This window comes from Streptomyces sp. NPDC032745 (genome assembly GCF_055579465.1).
Genome location: NZ_JBVING010000016.1, coordinates 42728 through 63062, shown reverse-complemented (window position 1 = coordinate 63062; position 20335 = coordinate 42728). Strand labels below are relative to the sequence as shown.

General features: G+C 73.4%; 22 protein-coding genes. 14 read left to right on the top strand and 8 right to left on the bottom strand.

Annotation, left to right across the window (positions count from 1 at the left end):
* Positions 1-97 precede the first annotated feature (97 nt).
* The gene (gene mptB / locus ACZ5WG_RS32325; RefSeq protein ID WP_468727859.1) at positions 98-1567 is read left to right on the top strand and encodes a polyprenol phosphomannose-dependent alpha 1,6 mannosyltransferase MptB; all 1470 of its coding nucleotides are present in this window, start codon (positions 98-100) and stop codon (positions 1565-1567) included.
* A gap of 214 nt (positions 1568-1781) precedes the next feature.
* Positions 1782-2189 (top strand): VOC family protein, encoded by a 408-nt coding sequence (locus tag ACZ5WG_RS32320; protein WP_468727858.1) that lies wholly within the window; start codon positions 1782-1784, stop codon positions 2187-2189.
* Here ACZ5WG_RS32320 and ACZ5WG_RS32315 read toward each other — a convergent pair.
* Positions 2161-2598, bottom strand: coding sequence for a type 1 glutamine amidotransferase family protein (locus ACZ5WG_RS32315; protein WP_468727856.1), 438 nt, complete (start codon positions 2596-2598; stop codon positions 2161-2163). The genes ACZ5WG_RS32320 and ACZ5WG_RS32315 overlap by 29 nt on opposite strands.
* Positions 2599-2620: 22 nt before the next feature.
* On the bottom strand, positions 2621-4189 hold the full coding sequence (locus ACZ5WG_RS32310) for an FAD-dependent monooxygenase (protein ID WP_468727855.1): 1569 nt from the start codon (positions 4187-4189) through the stop codon (positions 2621-2623).
* A 130-nt stretch (positions 4190-4319) separates the two neighbouring features.
* Between ACZ5WG_RS32310 and ACZ5WG_RS32305 the strand changes: the two genes are divergently transcribed.
* Positions 4320-5000 (top strand): TetR/AcrR family transcriptional regulator, encoded by a 681-nt coding sequence (locus tag ACZ5WG_RS32305; protein ID WP_468727854.1) that lies wholly within the window; start codon positions 4320-4322, stop codon positions 4998-5000.
* A gap of 29 nt (positions 5001-5029) precedes the next feature.
* Here the strand turns inward: ACZ5WG_RS32305 and ACZ5WG_RS32300 are convergent, their stop codons facing one another.
* The gene (locus ACZ5WG_RS32300) at positions 5030-5896 is read right to left on the bottom strand and encodes a calcium-binding protein (RefSeq protein WP_468727853.1); all 867 of its coding nucleotides are present in this window, start codon (positions 5894-5896) and stop codon (positions 5030-5032) included.
* 245 nt (positions 5897-6141) lie between these two features.
* On the opposite strand from ACZ5WG_RS32300, the gene ACZ5WG_RS32295 reads away from it, so the two are divergent.
* The 4 genes from ACZ5WG_RS32295 to ACZ5WG_RS32280 are packed head-to-tail and all read left to right on the top strand — an operon-like array spanning position 6142 to position 7872.
* Positions 6142-6426: a hypothetical protein gene (locus tag ACZ5WG_RS32295; RefSeq protein WP_468727852.1), complete on the top strand. Its 285-nt coding sequence runs from the start codon at positions 6142-6144 to the stop codon at positions 6424-6426.
* The gene (locus ACZ5WG_RS32290; protein ID WP_468727851.1) at positions 6404-6880 is read left to right on the top strand and encodes an alpha/beta fold hydrolase; all 477 of its coding nucleotides are present in this window, start codon (positions 6404-6406) and stop codon (positions 6878-6880) included. Before ACZ5WG_RS32295 ends, ACZ5WG_RS32290 begins: the two co-directional genes overlap by 23 nt.
* Positions 6817-7257: a hypothetical protein gene (locus tag ACZ5WG_RS32285; RefSeq protein ID WP_468728116.1), complete on the top strand. Its 441-nt coding sequence runs from the start codon at positions 6817-6819 to the stop codon at positions 7255-7257. Before ACZ5WG_RS32290 ends, ACZ5WG_RS32285 begins: the two co-directional genes overlap by 64 nt.
* A gap of 60 nt (positions 7258-7317) precedes the next feature.
* Complete coding sequence (locus ACZ5WG_RS32280) at positions 7318-7872, top strand: DoxX family membrane protein (RefSeq protein WP_468727849.1); 555 nt, start codon at positions 7318-7320, stop codon at positions 7870-7872.
* A 23-nt stretch (positions 7873-7895) separates the two neighbouring features.
* Here ACZ5WG_RS32280 and ACZ5WG_RS32275 read toward each other — a convergent pair whose 3' ends face one another.
* Entirely contained in the window at positions 7896-8147 is a 252-nt protein-coding gene (locus tag ACZ5WG_RS32275) for an EF-hand domain-containing protein (RefSeq protein WP_468727848.1), read from the bottom strand.
* Between the two features lie 266 nt (positions 8148-8413).
* Between ACZ5WG_RS32275 and ACZ5WG_RS32270 the strand changes: the two genes are divergently transcribed.
* From ACZ5WG_RS32270 to ACZ5WG_RS32240, 7 genes are all read left to right on the top strand, one after another.
* On the top strand, positions 8414-8938 hold the full coding sequence (locus ACZ5WG_RS32270; RefSeq protein WP_468727847.1) for a DUF5133 domain-containing protein: 525 nt from the start codon (positions 8414-8416) through the stop codon (positions 8936-8938).
* 70 nt (positions 8939-9008) lie between these two features.
* The gene (locus ACZ5WG_RS32265) at positions 9009-9458 is read left to right on the top strand and encodes a hypothetical protein (RefSeq protein WP_468727846.1); all 450 of its coding nucleotides are present in this window, start codon (positions 9009-9011) and stop codon (positions 9456-9458) included.
* Between the two features lie 3 nt (positions 9459-9461).
* Entirely contained in the window at positions 9462-9764 is a 303-nt protein-coding gene (locus ACZ5WG_RS32260) for a hypothetical protein (RefSeq protein WP_468727845.1), read from the top strand.
* A 9-nt stretch (positions 9765-9773) separates the two neighbouring features.
* The gene (locus ACZ5WG_RS32255; RefSeq protein ID WP_468727843.1) at positions 9774-10094 is read left to right on the top strand and encodes a DUF4288 domain-containing protein; all 321 of its coding nucleotides are present in this window, start codon (positions 9774-9776) and stop codon (positions 10092-10094) included.
* Between the two features lie 92 nt (positions 10095-10186).
* The gene (locus ACZ5WG_RS32250) at positions 10187-11485 is read left to right on the top strand and encodes an MFS transporter (protein ID WP_468727842.1); all 1299 of its coding nucleotides are present in this window, start codon (positions 10187-10189) and stop codon (positions 11483-11485) included.
* Positions 11482-12687: an anhydro-N-acetylmuramic acid kinase gene (locus ACZ5WG_RS32245; protein ID WP_468727841.1), complete on the top strand. Its 1206-nt coding sequence runs from the start codon at positions 11482-11484 to the stop codon at positions 12685-12687. The genes ACZ5WG_RS32250 and ACZ5WG_RS32245 overlap by 4 nt, the downstream gene beginning before the upstream one ends.
* A 64-nt stretch (positions 12688-12751) precedes the next feature.
* Entirely contained in the window at positions 12752-13837 is a 1086-nt protein-coding gene (locus ACZ5WG_RS32240) for an alpha/beta hydrolase (protein ID WP_468727840.1), read from the top strand.
* 41 nt (positions 13838-13878) lie between these two features.
* Here the strand turns inward: ACZ5WG_RS32240 and ACZ5WG_RS32235 are convergent, their stop codons facing one another.
* The 4 genes from ACZ5WG_RS32235 to ACZ5WG_RS32220 form a co-directional block, all read right to left on the bottom strand.
* A complete protein-coding gene (locus ACZ5WG_RS32235; protein WP_468728110.1) occupies positions 13879-14154 on the bottom strand; it encodes a hypothetical protein in 276 nt (91 codons plus the stop codon).
* A 164-nt stretch (positions 14155-14318) separates the two neighbouring features.
* Positions 14319-15062 carry an SOS response-associated peptidase gene (locus tag ACZ5WG_RS32230; RefSeq protein WP_468727838.1) on the bottom strand — a complete coding sequence of 248 codons (744 nt, stop codon included), beginning with the start codon at positions 15060-15062 and terminating at the stop codon, positions 14319-14321.
* Positions 15063-15239: 177 nt separating this feature from the next.
* Positions 15240-19811 carry a caspase, EACC1-associated type gene (locus tag ACZ5WG_RS32225; RefSeq protein WP_468727837.1) on the bottom strand — a complete coding sequence of 1524 codons (4572 nt, stop codon included), beginning with the start codon at positions 19809-19811 and terminating at the stop codon, positions 15240-15242.
* Between the two features lie 3 nt (positions 19812-19814).
* Positions 19815-20285 (bottom strand): effector-associated constant component EACC1, encoded by a 471-nt coding sequence (locus ACZ5WG_RS32220; RefSeq protein WP_468727836.1) that lies wholly within the window; start codon positions 20283-20285, stop codon positions 19815-19817.
* Between the last annotated feature and the right edge of the window lie 50 nt (positions 20286-20335).

The window sequence follows — 20335 nt, the reverse complement described above, 5'->3', positions numbered from 1 at the left end:
GAGTCGGCCGGCGCGAGGGCGGAACGACCCCCGAAATTCACTTCCCCGACGCCTCCCGCAGGCCGATCACCGACCGCGCCCACCCTAGGCTGCCGCCATGGCTGAGGTGGGGGTCACCGTCCGGAGTTGTGGGCTGCTCGGAACGCTCGGGTCGGTGTTGCTGGCGGCCGGGAGCTGGTCGGCCGGCGCACTGCCTTTCGGGACCCCCGACGGGGTGTGGGCGCAGCGGAGCCCGGCCCACACGGTGCTGGGAGCTGCGGCCTCGTACGCCGGGCTGGTGCTGCTCGTGATCGCCTGGTGGCGACTGGGCGGGCTGCTGCGGAGCGGGGAGCCCGTCGGCCGCGGACGGCTGCGCTCCGTTCTGTGGTCCTGGGTTCTGCCCCTCGTACCGGGCCCGCTGCTGTTCAGCAACGATGCGTACAGCTACGTCGCGCAGGGCGCACTGGCGGCCAGGGGCTGGGACGTGTACCGGCTGGGGCCGTCGGCGCTCGGCGGCACGCTCGCGGACAACGTGCCGGAGATGTGGCAGGACGCACCGGCGCCCTACGGGCCGCTGGCCGTCGCGGCGACGCGGGCCGTGGTGGCCGTCACGGGCGAACACCACACGGTGGCGGCGGTGCTGGGGATGCGGCTGGTGGCCCTGGTGGGGCTGGGGCTGATCGTGTGGGGCGTGAGCCGTCTCGCGTCCGAGTGGGGCGTGGGGGAGGCCGGGGCGCTGTGGGCGGCGGTGCTCAACCCGCTGGCCCTGGTGCATCTGGTGGGCGGGGCCCACAACGAGGCGCTGATGATCGGGCTGATGGTGGCGGGGCTGGTGGCCTTCCGCAGGGGCCGCTGGGTGCTGGGCACCGTCGTCCTCACGTCGGCCACGCTGGTCAAGGTTCCCGCCGCGGTGGCTCTGTTGTGTGCCGCCGCATGGTCCGTCGGCGGGCGGCCGGACCGGCGTTCGGGCTGGTCGAGGGCGGCGGGCATCTTGCTGGTGGCCCTCTCTGCGCTGGTGCTGGGCGTGGGTGTGTGCGGCCAGGGCTGGGGGTGGCTTTCGACGCTGCGGGGCCCGACGCAGGTGTACACGGTGCTGTCGCCCAGCACGGACGTGGGCCGCGTGCTCGGACTGTTCGCCGAGGGGTTCGGCGTGGGTACGGCGGCCGATGCGATCGCCGCCGCGCGGTCGGTGGGGATGCTGCTGGGTGTGTGCGCGGTGGCCTTCTGCGCGTGGCGTGCCCCGCGTACGGGTCCCGAGTACGCCACCGGCATGGCGCTGCTGGGACTGGTGGTGACCGCTCCGGTCGTCCAGCCCTGGTACGTGCTGTGGGGGATGGTGCCGCTGGCGGCGGTCGCCTGGCGGCTGCTGGAGGACACCCGGGCGCGGCTGGCGGTGCTGGGGCTGCTGGGGATCGTGCTGCCCAGCGGGACGGGGCCCACCTGGTCCTATGCGCTCGCGGCCGTCACGGGGGCGTCGGCGGCCGTGGCGGCACTCGCGGCGTGGGGTCCGCTCCGGCTGGGGGCGGTACCCCGCCTACGGCTGCAGGAGCGCGCGTCGGTGCGCGCAGCGGCCAGAACGCGCCGGTGAGCGTGGCGGGGAAACCGGGTTGTCCCGGCCCGTGGTGATCTCTAAGGTTGGCCGTGTGACTGCCGGGTCGGCCTTGGGCCATGTACGAGTGGGGTTCCCGGCCTCGGCGTGAGCACGAGGCGGGCCAGGGGCCCGCCGGCTCTCCGTGTTCTGTTCCCGGGCGCCCGCATGTGGCGCCGTTCCAGCGGATCCCGAAACCGGAGACACACCACTCATGCAGAACGCTCAGCAGTACCCGAACGCCGTCCAGTTGAACCACACTGTCGTCCATGCCAGGGACCGGCAGCTGTCGGCCGAGTTCCTCGCTGTGATCCTGGGACTGCAGGTCGGCACTCCGTTCGGGCCGTTCCTGCCCGTCGACCTCGGCAACGGCGTGACGCTCGACTACTACGCGATGACCGCCGAGCCGATCCAGCCGCAGCACTACGCGTTCCTCGTGCCCGAGGAGCGGTTCGACACCATGATCGCCCGCCTGGAGGCAGTCGGGGTCACCTACTACGCCGACCCCCACCACACCGAACCCGGGCACATCAACCGCCTGTTCGGGGGTCGCGGCGCGTACTTCGCCGACCCGGACGGCCACAACATGGAGATCATGACCCGGCCCTACGTCCGTCCGTAGCAGGTACGCGGGCCTCAGTACGCCTCCACGAACAGGACGTCCGCGTCGACCTCGACCTGCGGGAAGGCGCGCGCTGGATGTGCTCCGCCTCGTTCCAGTGGGTCGTCGCCCGGCGGCCGTCGAGCAGGCCGGCCGTGGCCAGGACGTACGAGGCCGTGCACATCGAGACGATCCGCGCGTCGACCGGCAACCGCTCGAGGGGCTCGGCGAGTTCACGGGGCGGCCAGTCCATTTCGGCGAGGTGGTTGCCGTCCGCGCCGGGGCCGCAGATGAAGGGTGGGATGACGAGGGTGTCCGCCGTGGCGACGGCCTCGGCCCCGCGCCGGCTTCGGCGGCCCCAGAGGTGCTCCGGCTCGCCGAGACCGACCGGCCCGAGCCCGGCCCCGCCGAGGTGCTCGTACGGATCCACGCGGCACCGGTCAACCCCCTCGCTAACCGGGTGAGCCGGCCCGCTGCGGCTGCACGACCTGGGCTGCCCAGGCGTGCAGATCGTCGGCCGAGGCATCGAGCGGGGCATCGGCGGAGCCGGCCCAGGCTATGTAGCCGTCCGGGCGGACCAGGTACAGGCCCCGCCCGTACGCCTCGTACGGACCCATCTGTGCGGTACGCAGGCCCGGGAGCGGCGGCAGTCGGTCCGGCAGCGTGGTGTCGACCGCGAGCAGGGTGAAGTGGGGGCCCCGGTAGAGGTCGAAGAGCCGCACTCCGTCGCGCCGGCCGTCGGGCGCCCGGTCTCCCGCGGTGAGGGCGCCCTCGGCCAGGCCCGTGCGTGTTTCGCAGGTGAGCGACGAGTCCCGCTGGTCGAGGCCGAGTTGACGGGTGGCGGCGCCACGCCGCTCCTCCCCGCGGTGGATGCGGGTGGACAGCCCCAGCATCGCCGCGGCGTTGGGCAGGCGCTCCTCCTCGTACGTGTCCAGCAGCGCCTCGGGGGCTCCGTCACGCAGGACGGCGGCGAGCTTCCAGCCCAGGTTGTAGGCGTCCTGGACACTGGTGTTGAGCCCCTGGCCGCCGGCCGGTGAGTGGATGTGGGCGGCATCGCCCGCGAGGAAGACCCTGCCGTCACGGAAGCGGTCGGCGAGGGCGGCGTTCACGGTGAAGTCCGACGCCCAGCGGACCTCGACGACCTCCTCGGCCGGTATATGGGTGAATGCGGCAACCAGCGCGCGCACGTCCTCCGCCGCGATCTCGTCACCGACCGGCGCCGGCTGTGCAACGAACTGGAACTCCTGCGAATGCGGCAACGGGCACAGGGCCGCAAAGCCCGTGCCGTCCGCGGCCGGCGGGAAGATGTGCCAGTTCTCGCGGTCGAGCGTCGGGATGACCACATCGGCCACGAGCATCGGGGCGGGGTCGACGCGCTCGCCGGTCATCTTGATGCCGGCGAGCCGGCGGACCGTGGACCGGCCGCCGTCGGCGGCGACGGCGTACCCCGCACGGACGGTCACCGGGCTGCCGCCTCCCACCGGTATGAGCGTGGCCGTGACGGCCTCGGCGTCCTGGGTGAGCCCGGTCAGCTCGACGCCGAACACGACGTCACCGCCCAGTTCGCGGAGCCGGTCGAGCAGGATCCGCTGGGTGCGCCACTGGGGCAGGATCCAGGGCCCCGTACAGGGCGCGTCCTCGGTCGACTCGGTGTCGTCGAACATGCGGTATTCGCCCGCGCGGGTGCCGCCCTGCCACGTCATGCCGATCGGCGCGTGGCCGCCCCACCTCATGACCTCCTCGAGGATGCCGAGGTCGTGGAAGACCTCGAGCGTCCGCGGCTGAATGCCCTTGCCGCGGGAACCGGGAAACAGCTCCGGCGACCGATCGACGACCAGCGCGCGCACACCGCGCCGGGCGAGGTCACAGGCCAGAACCAGGCCGGTGGGACCGGCGCCCACGATCAGGACGTCGCTCCGCGGGTCCTCCAGGGCCGCGATCCCTACGGCGGTGCCGCGCTGCTGCTGGTGCTCGTTCTCGTGCCGGTGCCCGTGCTCGTGCTCGTGCTCGTGCTGCGTCATCGATCTCCCCGTTCGCATAGCGAGAATTTTCCTTAACAGCGTTAAGGAGCCTCGTATCGCAAGAGTGCCCTTAACGTTGTTAAGCTGTCAACCCTCGAACGAGTGCACCGCCCCGGGAGACGGACAGACGATGAACGCCAAGCCGCAGCAGACACCCCCTCGCGTCCCGCCGCTGAGTCGCCTGACCGTCGCCGAGACCGCACTGCGGCTGCTCAACGAGAGCGGGCTCGACAAGCTCACGCTCCGCGCCATCGCACAGGAGCTGGACGTGAAGGCGCCGGCGCTGTACTGGCACTTCAAGAACAAACAAGAGCTGATCGACGAGATGGCCACCGAGATGTTCCGGCGCATGGCCGCGAGCCCGGCACGATCCGGGGCGGACGATCCCTCGACGCCGTGGCGCGAGCGGATGCTGGCCGCCAATCACGGTCTGCGCCGCGCCCTGCTCGCCTATCGCGACGGCGCCCGCGTGTTCACCGGGTCACGCTTCACCGGAACCGAGCACGCGGAGCAGTCCGAGGCCTATCTGCGGGCCCTTCTGGTGCAGGGGTTCGAACTGCCGCAGGCCGTACGGGCCATGGCGACCGCGTTCTCGTACACGCTCGGGTTCGTGATCGAGGAACAGGGCGTCCACCCCCTCCCGGGCGAGCGCCGGGAGGGCTACGACGTGGCGGAGCGCAGCGAGCGCCTGGCCGACTACCCGCTCGCCGCGGCCGCCGGTGCGCACCTCTTCCAGGAGTACGACGAGCACTTCGAAGAGGGCCTGCAGATCGTCATCGACGGCATCGCCGCGCGCTACGGCATCCGCTGAGCCGCGGGCCGGGCCGTAAGCGCCCGGCGCTACGGAACGTTGGCCGTGGTCTCGCAGCGGACGGCCACGTCGCTTCCGTCGTTGCCGTCGCAGGTGTCCTTCAAGTCGGCGCCCCCGTCGATGACGTCATTGCCGCTTGCCGCCGCGTCCGCCGGGGAGAGCGGCGCCGGCGTGCTCTGAGCGGGCTTCGCCGACGAGGTCGGGCGGCTCTGGCGGCCCGGGCGGGCAGGCTTCGCAGCCACCCCGCTCTCACCCTTCCCGTGCGCGGCGTGGCCCGAGTTGCTGTCGCCGATGATGGCATCGACACCCGGCCCGCCCAGCAGTACGTCCGCGCCGTGGCCTGCCGCGCTGGCCTCGGCGGAGGAGTCGCCGGTGATGCTGTCGTCACCGGGCCCACCGTCGATGACGTCCTTGCCGCCGCCCGTCGCGTTGATGCCGCCGCGGCTGTCTCCGATGATGGCGTCGTTCCCCTCCTCGCCGAACAGCACGTCGTTGCCCCCGCCGGACGCGCTGGAGCCGAAGGCCATGCTGTCCCCGCCCATGCGGTCGTCACCCGGCCCGCCGAAGAGGACGTCGTCGCCCCCACCGTCGACGGGGGCTCCGGTGGCGATCAGGTCGCCGCGGAGGAGATCCGCGCCTTCGCCACCGTCCAATTGGTCGTTGCCCAGGCCTCCGGCGATCGTGTCGTTGCCGGCCAGGCCGCAGATCAGGTCGTCACCGCCGAGCCCGTCGATGGTGTCCGCACCCGCCGACCCGATGATGACGTCGTCGCCCGCCGTCCCGGCGATCGTGCCTGCCCCCGTAATGGTGGCCGCGCGGCCGAAGCAGGTGGCCCCGGCCCCGTCGGCGGCTGCTGCCGGGACCCCGAGGGAGAGCAGCGCGGCTGCGGTCAGCATGGTGAGTGACGTACGACAAGGCATTCAGACCTCCGGTGGGAGTGGTCACAGTTGCCCGGCCGCCCAAGGAACCAGGCTCGAATCCGTCGGGAACATATGGCGCGAAAGCCTCGAAAGCAATGAAATGCATAGCCTTTTGTATGCCTTACGCTCGGTTGGCCCCTCCACGGAGGGGGCCGTGCACCCGGACGGGTCCGCTCCGCCTCGAGGGAGCGGCTTCCCGGACGGTCGCCTACCGTCGAGGTATGAGCGGGATCATCGTGGTGCACGAGCTCGGCACACAGGCTCCGACCCGCGCCGGCAAGGGGTCGGCCCAGGGCGCCGAGGCACCCGTCCGCCAGGTGCATGCCGCGCCTGCCGCGCCGGGTACGTCCACCGAGCCGGGGCCGCGCACGCTCTGCGGCAAGGACACCTTCGCGATGGAGCCGGCACGATGGACCCCGTCCGGGCAACCGGGCTCCCCGTGGTACCCGCCGCAGGAGGCGAGCCTGGTGTGCTCGTCCTGCGATGCGGCCATGGACGACAGCTGATCGGGCGGCGTTCGACGCCGACGAGCCCGCCGGCAGCCGACGGCCGCCGCGCGTCCATCTCCCCGGCGGACCCGGCCGCGCCTGCGCCCACCTCGGGGACCTGGGCGCTCTCGCCGCCCACCGGATGCCGGTCGTCCCCGACACCCGGGGCACCGGTTCCTCCGCAGTTCCCGCCGACCCCGCCACCTACCGCGCCGACCGCCTCGTGGCCGATGTCGAGGCCCTGCGCGAACACCTCGGCCCGGAGCGCATCGACCTGCCGGGCCACTCGGCCGGCGGAAGCCCGGCCCGGCTCCATACAGCCGCCCACCCCGAGCGGCTGCGCCGCCTGGTGCTGGCCACCCGTCCTTCGCGTCGATCGGGCGGCCCTCGGACACCGACGGCGAGGAGGTGCTGCGCTCCGGGGCCGCCGAGCCGTGGTACGCGGACGCCGTCCCCGCCTGCCGCGCCATGAAGGCAGCCCGCGCCCGGGCCGCCGCCGACCCGGCCCAGCGCTCGCCGTCGGTCAGCGAGGGCTTCCACTCCGACCACTCCCCCGGCACCGCAGCCCTGCACGACGTACTCGGCCGGCTCGGCGCACCGGTGCGGCTCCTCGCCGGGAAACGCGATCTGCGGCCCCTCACGGCTGCCGCCGCCCGGGCGGCGGAGCTCCTCCCGGACGCCCGGCCGACCATCCTGCCGTACCCCGGCCACCACCCCTGGCTGGACGATCCGACGCTTTCACCGCGGCCGTCTCCGGCCTCCCCGCGTCCGGACGGGGTCCAGGACGCGCCGGTGGCGGCACACCGCATGCGCACGCGCTGTGCTCACGTGAAGCTTGAGACCAGCTGACACGCACCACCCCGCACGTACCAGGTCGTGGCGACCGCGCCCAAGGAAAGGTCTGTCCTCATGCCGCTCACCCATCGCAAGGATCTCGGACTGCTCGCCCTGCGCCTGGGGGCAGGCAGTGTGCTGATCGCACACGGAACGCAGAAGCTCTTCGGCTGGTTCGGCGGAGCCGGTATCGAGAGCACGGCCCGGGGCATGGAGCACATGGGATTCACCCCGGGACGGGAGAGCGCGATCGCAGCCGGGCTCGGCGAGGCCGGCGGTGGCGCGCTGCTCGCGCTGGGGCTTGCGACCCCGGCGGCCGGCGCCGCCGCGGCAGGCGCCATGGCCGGCGCCGCAGCGGTGCATGCGCCTGCCGGGTTCTTCGCCCAGAGCGGCGGCTTCGAGTACCCGGCCTTCCTCGGCTTCGTCGCGGCCTGCCTCGGCCTGGCCGGGCCCGGTTGCTTCTCGCTCGACCATCTCACCCGGCACCGGCTGGACCGGCCGGCCACGGTGGTGACGGCCTTCACGCTCAGCGCGGCCGCGGCCACGATCGTCCTCAACCGGCGGGCCGCAACGCTCGCTGCCGCCGAAGCGTCCGGCCCGGGCCCGGACGCCGACGGGCAGACGGCGTAGCCGCCATCGCCGGCTCGCAGGGGCTACCAGCCGAAGCGGCGGTCGACCTCCTGGGCGAACTCCTCGAACGTCAGCACGTTGTCGCCGTTCTTGTCGGCGGCGTCGAAGAGCGCGGACGAGGCGTCGACATCACCCAGGCCCCAGAACGGCAGGTCGCCGTTGGCGGCCAGGGTCGGGCCCTTCGTCCGCAGGGCGGTGATCACTTCCAGGCGGGTCAGGGTGCCGTCCTGGTTGAGATCGAGCGCCTCGAACAGCTTGCGGGCCTTCGCACTCATCACGTACGTCCTTCCGGGAGGAGTCGGCAGGTGCTGCCTGCCGCCAGCCTACGGCGCCGCCCACCTCGGCTGACGGGCGCGGGTCCCCCGGAGCCCGAGGGGCGGCGGCCGTCCGGTCCGGTCACGGGCCGCGGGGCCGACGGGCCGCTCCGCGGCATCTTCCCCGGCGGGATCCGAACCATTCGGCGTACGAGGCCGTGCCCCATCCCAGGCAATGAAGCGCACAGCCGGCGCAAGCCGACCCAGCAGCCGGAGGAATCACGCGGATGAGCGAGACATCACCCGAGCACGCCGCCACGGAGCAGGCCGTGACCGTACTGATGGCGGTGGTGCCGTGCGGCTCCGACACCGCACGCCAGATCCTGGCGGATACGGCGCGGGCCGCCGAAGTCGCCCTGCTCGAGACGGCCGAGGCCGTGCTCGCCCTGGGAGGCTGCCGCGCACTGCCCGCCTCGCTCGGCACGGCCCTGAAGGCCTCGATGGACAAGGCCAGGTCCGCCACCGCCCCGCCCGCGACGCAGCCGTACACGCGGCTGCTCCCCGATCCGCAGACCATCGGCGCGTTGCTGAAGCGGCACCGCGGACTGCGCCGCCGCGCCCTGGCCGCGCCGCACGACCCCGCCGTGCGCAACGAGCTCGACGACGCCACCTACACCCTGTGCATCCTGATGGGCCAGCGGAACGCCTGCACCGCGCTCCGCTCGGCCGAACTGCTCGTCGGCGCAGAGTGGCTCGGCACCACGGTGAGGGGGAGGGTCCGGGACGCGTCAACAGAGCGCCACGGGTTGTGACTTCTCGTAGCCGCACTGCTACCTTTCGTGATCGCCGATGGAAGTGATCATGCGTAGAGGGGTGCGTCCCATGAAGACGGTCAGGAATACGACCCGTGCACTGACGTGCGCGGTGGTGAGCCTGCTGGCGGCGGCAGCCGTGTCGGCCGGGCAGGTCTCCGCGGCGACGGCTCAGGCGGCGGCATGCCGCAACATCGGAACGGCGTTCACGGACAAGCTGATCCCCGGACAGTGCATCAGCAACGGCGGCTACCGCCTGGACATGCAGTACGACGGCAACCTGGTCCTGTACTCGGGCGATCGCGCCTGCTGGGCGAGCGGCACCGACGGTACCGACGGGGTGTACGCCGAGTTCTCCGGCGACTGGCGGCCCGACTCCCCCTACCTGTCCCTGGAGTCGCAGTTCGGGCAGCTCAGGAAGTACCGCGGGAAGTACACCGGACTGCACAAGACCGGCAACGTGAGCATCAACGGCAAGGGCGAGATCTGGATCGCCTACGGCAAGCTCGCGGGCTGCTGACCGATGGGGATCAACCGGAGCCTGGCACGCGGTGCGAGCGCGCTCGTCCTCGCGTGCGGCGTCCTGCTCGGGGTGCCGGCGGCCGGGCCAGCTGCCGCACCGGTGCAGCCGTCGGATGCCTGTGTGGCCGGCGAGAACCTGGGCGAGATCGCGAACAACTTCATCTCGCGGTGCCGCAAGGGCTCCATCCGGCAGGCGTTCCCCGGTGAGCACTACGGGGATTCGCTCGGGTACATCCGGGGGTGCGGGCTCAAGTCCTGCCAGACGGCGTGGAAGCTGCTGAACGACAACCGGTTCAAGAAGTAGCGTGCGCCGATGAGGACTTACGTCGCGGTTCTGGTCTGTGTCGCCACAGCCGACGGGCAGGCACCCCTGTACCGGGAGAGCTTCGTCCTGCTGTCGGCCCGGAGCGAGGACGAGGCCAGGTCCAGGGCCCAGGCCCACGGCGAAGCCCTCGGGACGAGCTACCGGAACGAGAAGGGTGAGTTGATCACCTGGACGTTCCGGCAGCTCGTGGACCTCGCCGAGGTACCCGAGGACCCCCTCGGCGACGGCACGGAGATCTACACCCGCCACTTCCGCAACTTCGCCGCCTACACCGCCTTCGAACCCCTGTTGTCCGGCGAGGACCTCTGACCCTCCGGGCACGGCCGGTCGGGGGGCCGCCGAACTGCTGAAACGGCACCGGCGGAGGCGTCGCTGCGGTGACGAGGGGGCACGGAGCACGGGTGAGACCTCTCGAGCTGCGCCCCGCGGCCACGCGCCGCACCACCACCTCCTGCCGGGCGCTGCTCGCCGGTTCGGTCGGCAATCTCGTCGAGTGGTACGAGTTCGGCGTCTACGGCTGCCTCGCCACCGTCATCGCGGCGAACTTCTTCCGGCACGAGGGGAGCAGCGGCGCCGAGGCGCTGGTGGCCACCTACGCCTCGTTCGCACTCGCGTTCTTCTTCCGGCCCGTCGGCGCCGTACTGTTCGGGCGGCTCGGCGACCGCCTCGGGCGGAGGCCCACCCTCATCGTGGTCGTCGGCCTCATGACCCTCGCCACCGCGATGATCGGTCTCCTTCCGACCCGTGCCGCCATCGGCGGCGCCGCCCCCTGGCTCCTGACGCTCCTGCGCGTACTGCAAGGGCTCTCCGCGGGCGGCGAGTTCGGCGGCGCGGTCTCCCTCATGACCGAGTACGCGCCCGCCGGCCGCCGCGGCCTCTACGGGGCGTGGCAGTCCTTCACCGTCGCGCTGGGCCTGCTCACCGGGGCCGGTACGGCCGCCACCCTGGCGACCGCACTGCCCGCCGAGGCCCTGTACGCGTGGGGCTGGCGCATCCCGTTCCTGCTGGCCCTGCCGCTGGGCGCGGTGGCGCTGTGGCTGCGTACGGCGCTGGAGGAACCTCCCGGGGCTCCCCCGGGAGCCAGCCGGGACGGTCCGGTCGGCGCCCGGGAGCTCGCGCGCGCCGTCGTGCTCGGCATCGGGCGGATCATGGGCTGGTCGGCGGCCGGGTACACCTTCCTCGTCGTCCTGCCGTCCTATCTCCAGGCGACGCTCGGCGCCTCCCTCAGCGAAGCCCTGCTCGCCACCGCCCTCGCCAATGCCGGGTTCGCGGCGTCGATCCTGCCCGCCGGGGCGCTCAGCGACCGGATCGGGCGACGCCCGGTGATGCTGTGCGGAGCCCTCGGCGTCGTGGCGCTCGCCCTCCCCCTCGTCCACCTGCTCCAGTCCTCCGGCGCGTCGCCGTGGGCCAGGGCCGGGTCCGTGCTGCTTGCGGGGGCGCTGGTCGGCCTGCTGGCCGGCCCCGGACCGGCGATGCTCGCCGAGATGTTCCCCCGCAGGGTCCGCTGTACCGGGCTCGGCCTGGCCTACTCCCTCGCCAACGCGGTGTTCTCCGGCTGCGCCGGACTCGTCATCACCGCCCTGATCGCCCGTACGGGAGACCCCGCCGTGCCCGCGTACTACGCCGCCGGCGCCTGCGCCCTCAGCTGTCCCGCGCTGCTGGCCCTGCGCGGGCGCGCCCACCGGGAGCCGCTGCGATGAGGGTGATCGGGCTGATGTCGGGGACCTCGTACGACGCCGTCGACGCCGCTGCCGCCGACCTCGAGCTGTCCGCCGAGGACGGCACGCTGCACCTCGTGCCGCTCGGCATGGTCAGCGAGCCGTACGAGGCCGACGTACGTGAGGCCCTCGCCGCCGCCCTGCCGCCCGCGGCGACCACCCTGGCCGACGTCTGCCGCCTCGACACCCGGATCGGCCAGGCCTTCGCGGCCGTCGCCGCCCGTGCCGACCGGGAACTGTGCGCAGGCCGCGCCGAGTTGGTCGCCTCGCACGGCCAGACCGTGTACCACTGGGCCGAGGACGGCCGGGTGCACGGCACACTGCAGCTCGGCGAACCGGCCTGGATCGCGGAGCGCAGCGGCTGCCCGGTCGCCTCCGGTTTCCGGACGCGGGACGTGGCGGCGGGCGGGCAGGGGGCTCCGCTGGTCGGCCTGATCGACCTGATGCTGCTGCGCGGGCGCCCCGGTGTGCCCGCGGCCCTGAACATCGGCGGGATCGCCAACGTCACCGTGCTGCCGGCGGGCGCCGATCCCGTGGCGTTCGACACCGGCCCGGGCAACGCGCTGATCGACGCCGCGGTCCGTGAACTGAGCGCCGGGCGGCGCGCGTACGACGAGGACGGCGTGCTCGCCGCCGCGGGGCGCGTCCACGAGGGGCTGCTCGACCGGCTGCTGTCCGGGGAGCCGTACTACCGGATGCCGGCCCCCCGGACAACGGGCAAGGAGTTGTTCCACGCGGGCTACCTGCGGGCGCGGCTCGCGGGGTGCGGTGAGCTACGGCCGCAGGACCTCGTCGCCACGCTGACGCGCCTGACCGCCCGTACGGTGGCCGACGCGCTGCGCCCTCTCGCAGCCACCGAGGTCTTCGTGTCGGGCGGAGGGGTGCGCAACCCGACGCTGATGGCGATGCTCCGCGAGGAGCTGGCGGGCAGCACGGCGGTACGTGCGTCGCAGGAGCTGGGGCTGCCCGCGGAGGCGAAGGAGGCGTACGCCTTCGCGGTGCTCGGGTACCTCAGCCTCCATGGCCTCCCCGGCAACGCCCCGGGGTGCACCGGAGCCGCCGGGCCGCGCGTGCTGGGTTCGCTCACTCCGGGCAGCCGTCCGCTGCGTCTGCCTGCACGTCCTGGCCGCGCGCCGCATGCCCTGTCCGTACGGGGTCCGGCGACCGCTGGAGCCCCGGCGTGAACGGCTCGCGGCCCGGAACCCTCGGCTGCGCGCCTCGTTGATCAGCCGACGGAGGGAGGTTCTCGTGCATCGGATCAGCCGCCACGCGGTCGCAGCACTGGCAGGGCTCGTCCTCCTGCTGCCGTGGGCGGGGGTGGGAGCGGCGGCGGGAACCGGGCCCGGAACCGGAGGCGCCCGCGCGGCCGACAATCCGGCCCAGGTGGTCCGGGAGCAGCGGATCGACGCGCGGACGCTCGACCTCACCGTCACCTCGCCCGAGATCGACGCGCCGGTCACGGTGCGGCTGCTGCTGCCCCCGGCCTGGTCGAAGACCGCCACCCGGACGTGGCCCGTGCTGTGGCTGCTGCACGGCGGCCCGGGCGATCACACGGACTGGACGGCCAACACCCACATCGAGGAGCTCGCCGCCCCTCGGGACGTCCTCGTCGTGCTGCCGCAGACGAGCCCGTGCAGCGGGTACAGCGACTGGTACAACTCCGGCGGCGGAGGCCCGCCTGCGTGGGAGACGTACCTGGTCGACGAACTGCGTCCGCTGCTGGAGAGCCAGTACCGGGCCGGGACCGAGCGGGCCGTCGCGGGCCTGTCCATGGGCGGGCTCGGCGCGATGAAGCTCGCCGCGGCGCACCCCGGCATGTTCCGCGCGGTGGCCTCGTACAGCGGGGCGGTCAGCACGCTCCACCTGTCGCTCGACGGCGGGCTCTCGGGGCCGGACCTGGTGAAGGGCGCCGGCGCCGGGTGCCACACGGACTGGCGGCGCATCTGGGGCGAGCCGGGCTTCCCGTACGACACGACGGACCCGACCGATCTGCGCCAGCGCAGCGTGTGGGAGCGGAACGACCCGCTGCACCAGGCCGCCGGGCTGGCCGGCACCGCGCTGTACATCTCGTACGGCGACGGTACGGACGCCGGTACGGGCTGGCAGTGGGGCGACCCGCCGGCGAGCCCTGCGCGCTGCACCGACCCGGTCCGCGGCGGCGCGGAACCCGTGGAGCACCTCATCCACGGCATGAACCGGGCCATGCGGGTGCGGCTCGCCCAGCTCGGCATTCCGGCCGCCGTCTGCCCGTACCGGGGCGTGCACACCTGGCCGTACTGGGAGCGCGAGCTGGTCTTCTCCTTCCCCGGGTTGATGGCCGCCATCGGCGCCTGACACCGGTGGCCGGGAAGCCGTCCGGCCGGGAGGTCAGGACGTCAGGACGTCAGACGGCGGGCCACCGCGACCAGCGCCGCCCGCTGCGCGTCCGGTCCCGCATCCAGCTCCTCCGGCACCAGGATGCGGGCGAGCTGCGGCAGCGTGAACCACGAGGCGGTCATCGACATCACCGTGTGCAGCAGCCGCGCCGGGCTGGACTCGCAGCACCGGGCGGCCAGCTGGTCCTGGCACTGCAGGCCCTCCCAGGCCAGGAGCCGCATGAAGTGCGGGTGGGCGCGGTGGTGGTCGTAGACCCGGCCGGCACAGTCGCCCAGGTCGCGGGCCTGCGCCGCGGTCGTGGTCCCGATCGTGGCCTACTGGCTGATTCCGGCACTGGTGAAGGCGACGGCGTCGCTCCTCCGCCGCTCCGCGGGCGCCTGACCCGCCGCAGGCCCGGTGCCGGCCCTCCCGGGAGCGCCGACGCCCCTTGGCCGTGTCGTCAAAGTCCCGTCTGGCCGGCGGGGGCGTCCAGCAGCTCCGGGCCGTTGTTGCGGACGCTGTTGACCGCCGTGGAGACCGCCCGTACCTCGAGGCGGCCGTCGGCCGGGGTGTGGAGGAGTGCCCGGAGGCCGTGGACGTCCTGGTGGGCGGGATCCAGCCAGGCGTCGTGGTCCTCGGGGGACACGGCCAGCGGCATGCGGGGGTGGATCCGGCCGGCTGCGTCGGCGGCCTCGGTGGTGATGATCGTGGTGGTGACGAGCCACGCCGCCGGGTCGTCCTCGTCGGTCACGGCCGGGTCGCGCCAGAACTCGTACAGCCCGGCCATTGCCATCACCCCGGCGTCCTCGGGGGCGATGAAGTACGGCTGCTTGTACGCCTTCGCCGCGGCCGTGGCCGCCACGGACTGCCACTCGTAGAACCCGTCCGCGGGCAGCAGGCACCGGCGCCGGGTGAAGGCACGGCGGTACGCCGGCTTCTCGTGCACCGTCTCCACCCGCGCGTTGATCATCCGGGCACCCCCGTTCGGGTCCTTCGCCCACGAAGGGACCAGGCCCCACCGCAGGGTGCCCAGCCGGCGCTCCACCTCGCCGGTTCCCCGGTCGGGGCGCTCGAGGACGGCCCAGACCTGGTCGGTGGGGGCCACGTTCCAGCTCGGCGCCAGCGTCTCCCGGGGATCCCAGCGGGCCTCGAACAGGCCGGCCAGGTCTTCGGGGGCCCGGCTGGAGGCATATCGACCGCACATGGCATCCACTCTCCCACCGCGGCGCCTCCCCCGGCCGCCGGGCCGGCGCCGCGGGCGCGGGATTCAAGGAGGGGTACGTGCCCGCAGCCACCGGGGCGGCCGCCCGGGCCGCTCACCGCGGACGGCCGCCGTCTCCAGCGTAGGCCGCGATGCCGCCGTCCCGCTCAGTGATCGACGTCAGCCGCATGAGCGCCGCGGCGGCAGCTGGGGGAACAGGTCCCGCCACCGCTCCGCGTCGACACTCGCGGGATGGTTGCGGCACAGCCGCTCGTAGATGCCGTCGGGGTCGAGTGCCACCAGGTGCGTCGAGCGGCGGTCGGCGCTGTCCATGCTGAGGTTCTCCACCGCGACGTACGGCGGGCCCTTCGGGAGGAACGAGACCGCTTTCGCCTCCCTGAACGTGGCGTGGGGTTCCGCGCCCCAGCGGCCGTCCTGCCCCACCCGCCACAGCTCGAACGGTTTGCTGGTCACCGCCCAGGAGTTCTCGGGGCTCACGGCGAGGCTGCTGATGCCCCGGTCGAACCGGCGGCTGCCCTGCTCGCGCGGCTTGTCCGGATCGTGGATGTCCCAGAACTGGACGAGTCCGCTGTCGAGGGCCGTGACCAGGCCGTGCGGGCCCGTGTAGTAGGTGCCGCCGCTGGCGGCCGGAAGCCGCTTCGCCGCCCGCGGGTGGGCAACGTCCGACAGGTCCCAGAGCTGGAGGGTGCCGCCGACGGCCTCGGTCATCAGGACCCGCGCGGTCCGGAAGTACTCCGCCCCGCCGACCTGGGCGCCTCCGGGGACCACTGCGCCCTCCTTCGGGTGCGAGGGGTCGGAGAGGTCCCAGAACTGGAGGTCCTCCTGCCCCTTCAGCGTCACCAGCGTCCTGGCGTCCAGGAAGAACAGGGCGGCCCTGTTGACCCGCAGCGGGACCTGCCATTGGGCGCGTCGTACGGGATGCAGCACGTCGTGCACGTCCCACAGCTCCACGCTCCCGGTGTTCCTGCTCCCGATGGCGAGCAGTTCGCCGTCCGGGCTGATGCCCGTGAGGACATCACCGGCCGTGAAGGGGATGTCCGCGCCGGCCACGGGCTCCCGTTTCGGGTCCTGGCCGAACTCCCACAGGCGGAAGACGTGGTCCTCGGTGTCCTTCGTCCAGCGGTGGGCCAGGAGGACGGTCCCGGCGCGCCCCGGGAGGAAGTAGCGCGCCTCCCACGGCGCGGGCACTGCGAAACGCAGCTGCGGAGCGTCGCGGTCGCGTACGTCCCACACCCGTGCGTCCGAGTCCTCCTCGGGGGTGTACGTACGGCTGATCATCAATGAGCCGTCGGAGCTGAACGGGCTGGTGCCCGGATCGGTATCGGCGAGTGCTCCAGGCACCGATCCGGCGTCGGGCCCCTTGGGCCAGATGCGGACCTCGCCCTGGAAGTCCCCGGTGGTGACGTGCGCGCCGTCCGGGCTGTAGACCAGCGACTGCACCTTTTCGCCGGCCGGATAGGAGGCCTGCCCCTCGCAGAACTCACGGCTCGGCGCGGGTGTCGCCGTGGGAGAGCAGGTCATCATCCGCCCCATGGACGTGTCGGCCGCGGCCAGGGTCCGGCCGTCGGGTGCGAACCCCAGGGCCGGGACTTGTGATGTGCTCCACCGGCGGCCCGTCCCCCCGGTGGGCATCTCCTTGAGCTTCCTGTCCGCCCCCACCGTCCAGCCGTACAGGCCTCCCGCGCCGGCGGCCGTGAGCAGGTCCCCGCTCGGGTCGAACGCGACCGCCATCACGGAGTCGGCGGTCACGGTGTCCAGGAGCGCCGGCTGCGCCGGATCGCCGGCGTCCCACAGCCTCACCTCCGCCGGCCGGCCGGCGGAGGGAATGCCGTTGCCGGCGGCCAGGAGCCGGCCGTCGTGGTGGAAGGACAGGGAGATCAGGTCCGTGTCGGACGCGTCCCGCTCGGAGCGGAGCACGGGATGCCGCGGATCCGTGATGTCCCACAGCCGCAGGGCGCCGTCCTGGGCACCGGTGGCCAGGACTCGGCCGTCCCGGCTGATGCGGGCTTCGTAGACGATTCCGCCGCTGGTCGGCAGATCGGCGAGTTGCAGCGGCCGGGCGGGGTCGGCTACGTCCCACACGCCGAGCCGCGTCCCGGTGTGCGTGACCAGCAGGGCGCGCTGCGGGTGGAAGGTGACGGCGGCGCTGCCGTCCAGGTGGAGGACTGCGGCGCGCACGGGTTCCCGGGCGGGTCCTTCGCCGTTCGCGACCCGCCACAGTGCCACCTCGCCGCCGCGCAGGCTGGTGGCCAGGGTGCCGCCGTCCGCGCTGTACGCGAGTTTGAGGACCGGCTGGCGGGTTCCTTGGAAGGTGGTCGGCGCGACGGTGGTGTACGAGGTGTACAGGCCGGACCGCGTCTCGGGGATCCGCGCCACCCGGTAGGCCGCCAGGCTGAGGCGGAGCGCCGTCTGGGGGTCCTTCTCACGGAGGTCGTCGGCTCGGGCGACGAGTTGCCGGGCGAGTTCCACCGTCTGCTTGCGGCGCGCCTCCGCGTCGGCGCGGCCGGCCCATACGAGGGCGCCGGTCAGGGTCACGACCAGCACCGTGACGAAGGCCGCTATCGCCCGGAGCCGGTTGCGGCCGCGGCGTTCGGCGGTGATGCCGGCGGTGAGGAAGTCGCGGTCCACCTGCCGCAGTTCGTCCGCCTGCGGATCGGCGCTCGTCGCGGCCCGTACGGCGGCCAGGTGCTTGCGGGAGTACAGCCCGCTCGCGGGTCGGCCGGCCGCGGCCCATGCGTCGGCGGACTCCCCGAGCCGGCGCCGGACCAGCAGGGCGTCGAGGTCTTCCTTGATCCATTCCCGCAGGGTGGGCCATCCGTGGAGCAGCGAGTCGTGGCAGAGCTGGGCCCGGTTCCGGTCGTCGACGACGACGAGCCGTTCCTCCACCAGGATGGCCAGGAGCGCTTCGTGGCGGCGGCGCTGCTCCTCTTCCGCAGCCGCCGTCAGGTCGTCGACAGCCACCCGGCGGCGTACGGCCTTGCCCTCCTCGTCCACCAGCCGGACCAGCCTCAGCAGAAGGCGGCGCAGCGCGGCCTGTTCGTCGGCGGTGGCGGCATCGTGGATGCGGTCGGCGGTGCGGGACACCGATCCGCGGATGCCGCCTGTGGCGTGGTACCCGGAGACGGTGAGCCTGCCTCCCCGGCGCCGGCTCCAGGTCTGCTGGAGCGCGTGGGCCAGGAAGGGCAGGGCCACGACGTCGGCCGGTGCGGTGCTCTGCTCGCGCAGTTCGCGCAGCAGGAGGTCGGGCAACCCCGGTTCCAGGACCAGGCCGACGTGACGGGCCGGGCCCTCGATCGCCTGGCGCAGCTCGCCGTCGCTCATCGACGGAACGGTGAAGTGGCCCTCGCGCACGGCTTGGGCCAGGCGTGGGTCGCGCAGGCAGTGGGCGTAGTAGTCGGCACGCAGGGCGAGGACCACACGGGGTCCCGGGGCCGCGTCCCCGACCGGATCCTGCGCCGGATCCCGAGTCGCGGTGACCGCGCGGACGAAGAGCTCGTACTCCTCCTGGTCCTCGCGGTGCGTGAACAGCTCCTCCACCTGGTCGACGACGAGTACGCCCGGGGCCGGACGGCCGTCCGCCGGTGCGGGGAAGCGGCCGGCGCCCAGCTCCGAGGCGACCTCGCCGAAGGGTCTGCCCACGGCATGGGCCCAGCGGTTGACCAGTTCCCGGAACGGGCGGGCTCCGGGAGCGGGCACGAAGAGCACCGGTCCGCCCTCCCGGGACACGGCGGTCAGGGCCGCTTGCAGGAGGGAGGACTTCCCCACGCCGGAGGGGCCGACCAGGACCACCGGGCCGGCGGGCGCCGTGGGGGCGACGCGGGCCGCCAGTGCTCCGGCCAGCTCGTCGCGGCCGAAGAACAGGCCGCTCTCCTCCGGGAGGAAGGGCCGCATTCCCGGATACGGACAGGGGCCCTCGTCCGCCTCGGCCCCTTCGGCCGTGTCGGACGCGGGCTCCGCCGGGTGGGACGGCGGTGCGTAGCGCCGGTTGGCGGCCAGCACGAGATCGCCCATCCGGCCCACGCTGTCGGCATGGGGCCGGGCGCCGCTGTGGTGCAGCCGCTGGTCCAGGTGCCGGTAGACGTCGGCGAGGGTGAAGCGCGGGGGTCCGTCTGCGGCGCCCTCGGTGAGCAGGCCCAGCAGTGCGCCGCTGAAGAGGGTGTACGTCTCCCCCTCCGGCGCGAAGGACCGGGCGTAGTGCGTCGCCGAGGTGAGCAGGTAGCTGCCGGACGGCCGGGCGGAAGCGTAGGGGTCGCGCCGCTGCCCGTGGGCGGCGGCCGCCTCGGCGAGGCCGGAGAAACAGCAGTCGAGGATCACGACCGGGCGCACCGGGGCTGCACTCAGCCGGTTCCGGACCTCCGTGTACGGAATGGCCGGGACCGTGTCGTCCGAGGACGTGGTCGCCGCGGTGGCCAGGTACAGGTGGTCCTCGGGACCGAGCAGGCCGTGCCCGACGAAGCAGAACAGGACGACGCCGCGCTCGGCGTGGTCGACGGCCCGCTGTACGGCGGCCAGGACGTCGGTGGGCCCGGCCGGGTCCAGCAGCAGTTCGACGTTCTCCTCGGCCATCCCGCACACGGCGTGAAGTGCCTCGGCCACGGCCTGCGCGGACCGGGTGGCGGCGGGCAGGTCGGACAGCAGTGCGCCCGGGGGCTGGCGCCCCGTACCGATCACGACGGCGCGGCAGTCCGGGCCGGCCAGACTGCCGGTGGCCACCACCGACGGCTCCGTCATGGCTCAGGCCGTGTCCGCGGCGGCGGCCGGGGGCCGTTGTCCCCCGTCCGGCGGAGCACCGTCTGCCTGCGGCTCGGCCGGGGTCCGGGGCCGGATGCCCTGGTGCAGGGTCGCGGCGATCTGCTGCGCGAGGTCGCCCGAGCCCTGCTGGGTCAGACCGCGGACGTTCTCCGAGGTCACCGTGATCTGCGTGGCGTCGGGCAGGGTGATCGTGACGGTCTGGTTCCCGCGCCGGCTCTGGAGCCACGCCACGAGCGCGGCTCCCAGCGCCGCGGTGATTCCGCCCGGTGCGAGCAGGACGGGGAGCAGCTCGGACACCGCGCCCATCTCGCCGGGCCCCGGCTCCGCGGGCTGCTGCCGGCCCAGCCGGTCGCGCAGCTCGGGGTGGCGCTGTAACCAGCGGCGCAGATCTCCCAGCGCCTCTCCGGGAGCCCTGCCGCCGACCCCGTCCGAGACCGTCAATGTCACCCGCATGGCGCCCCTCCGCCCTCGGTGGTCCTCGCAAGTCCCCGTAACGACTGCTG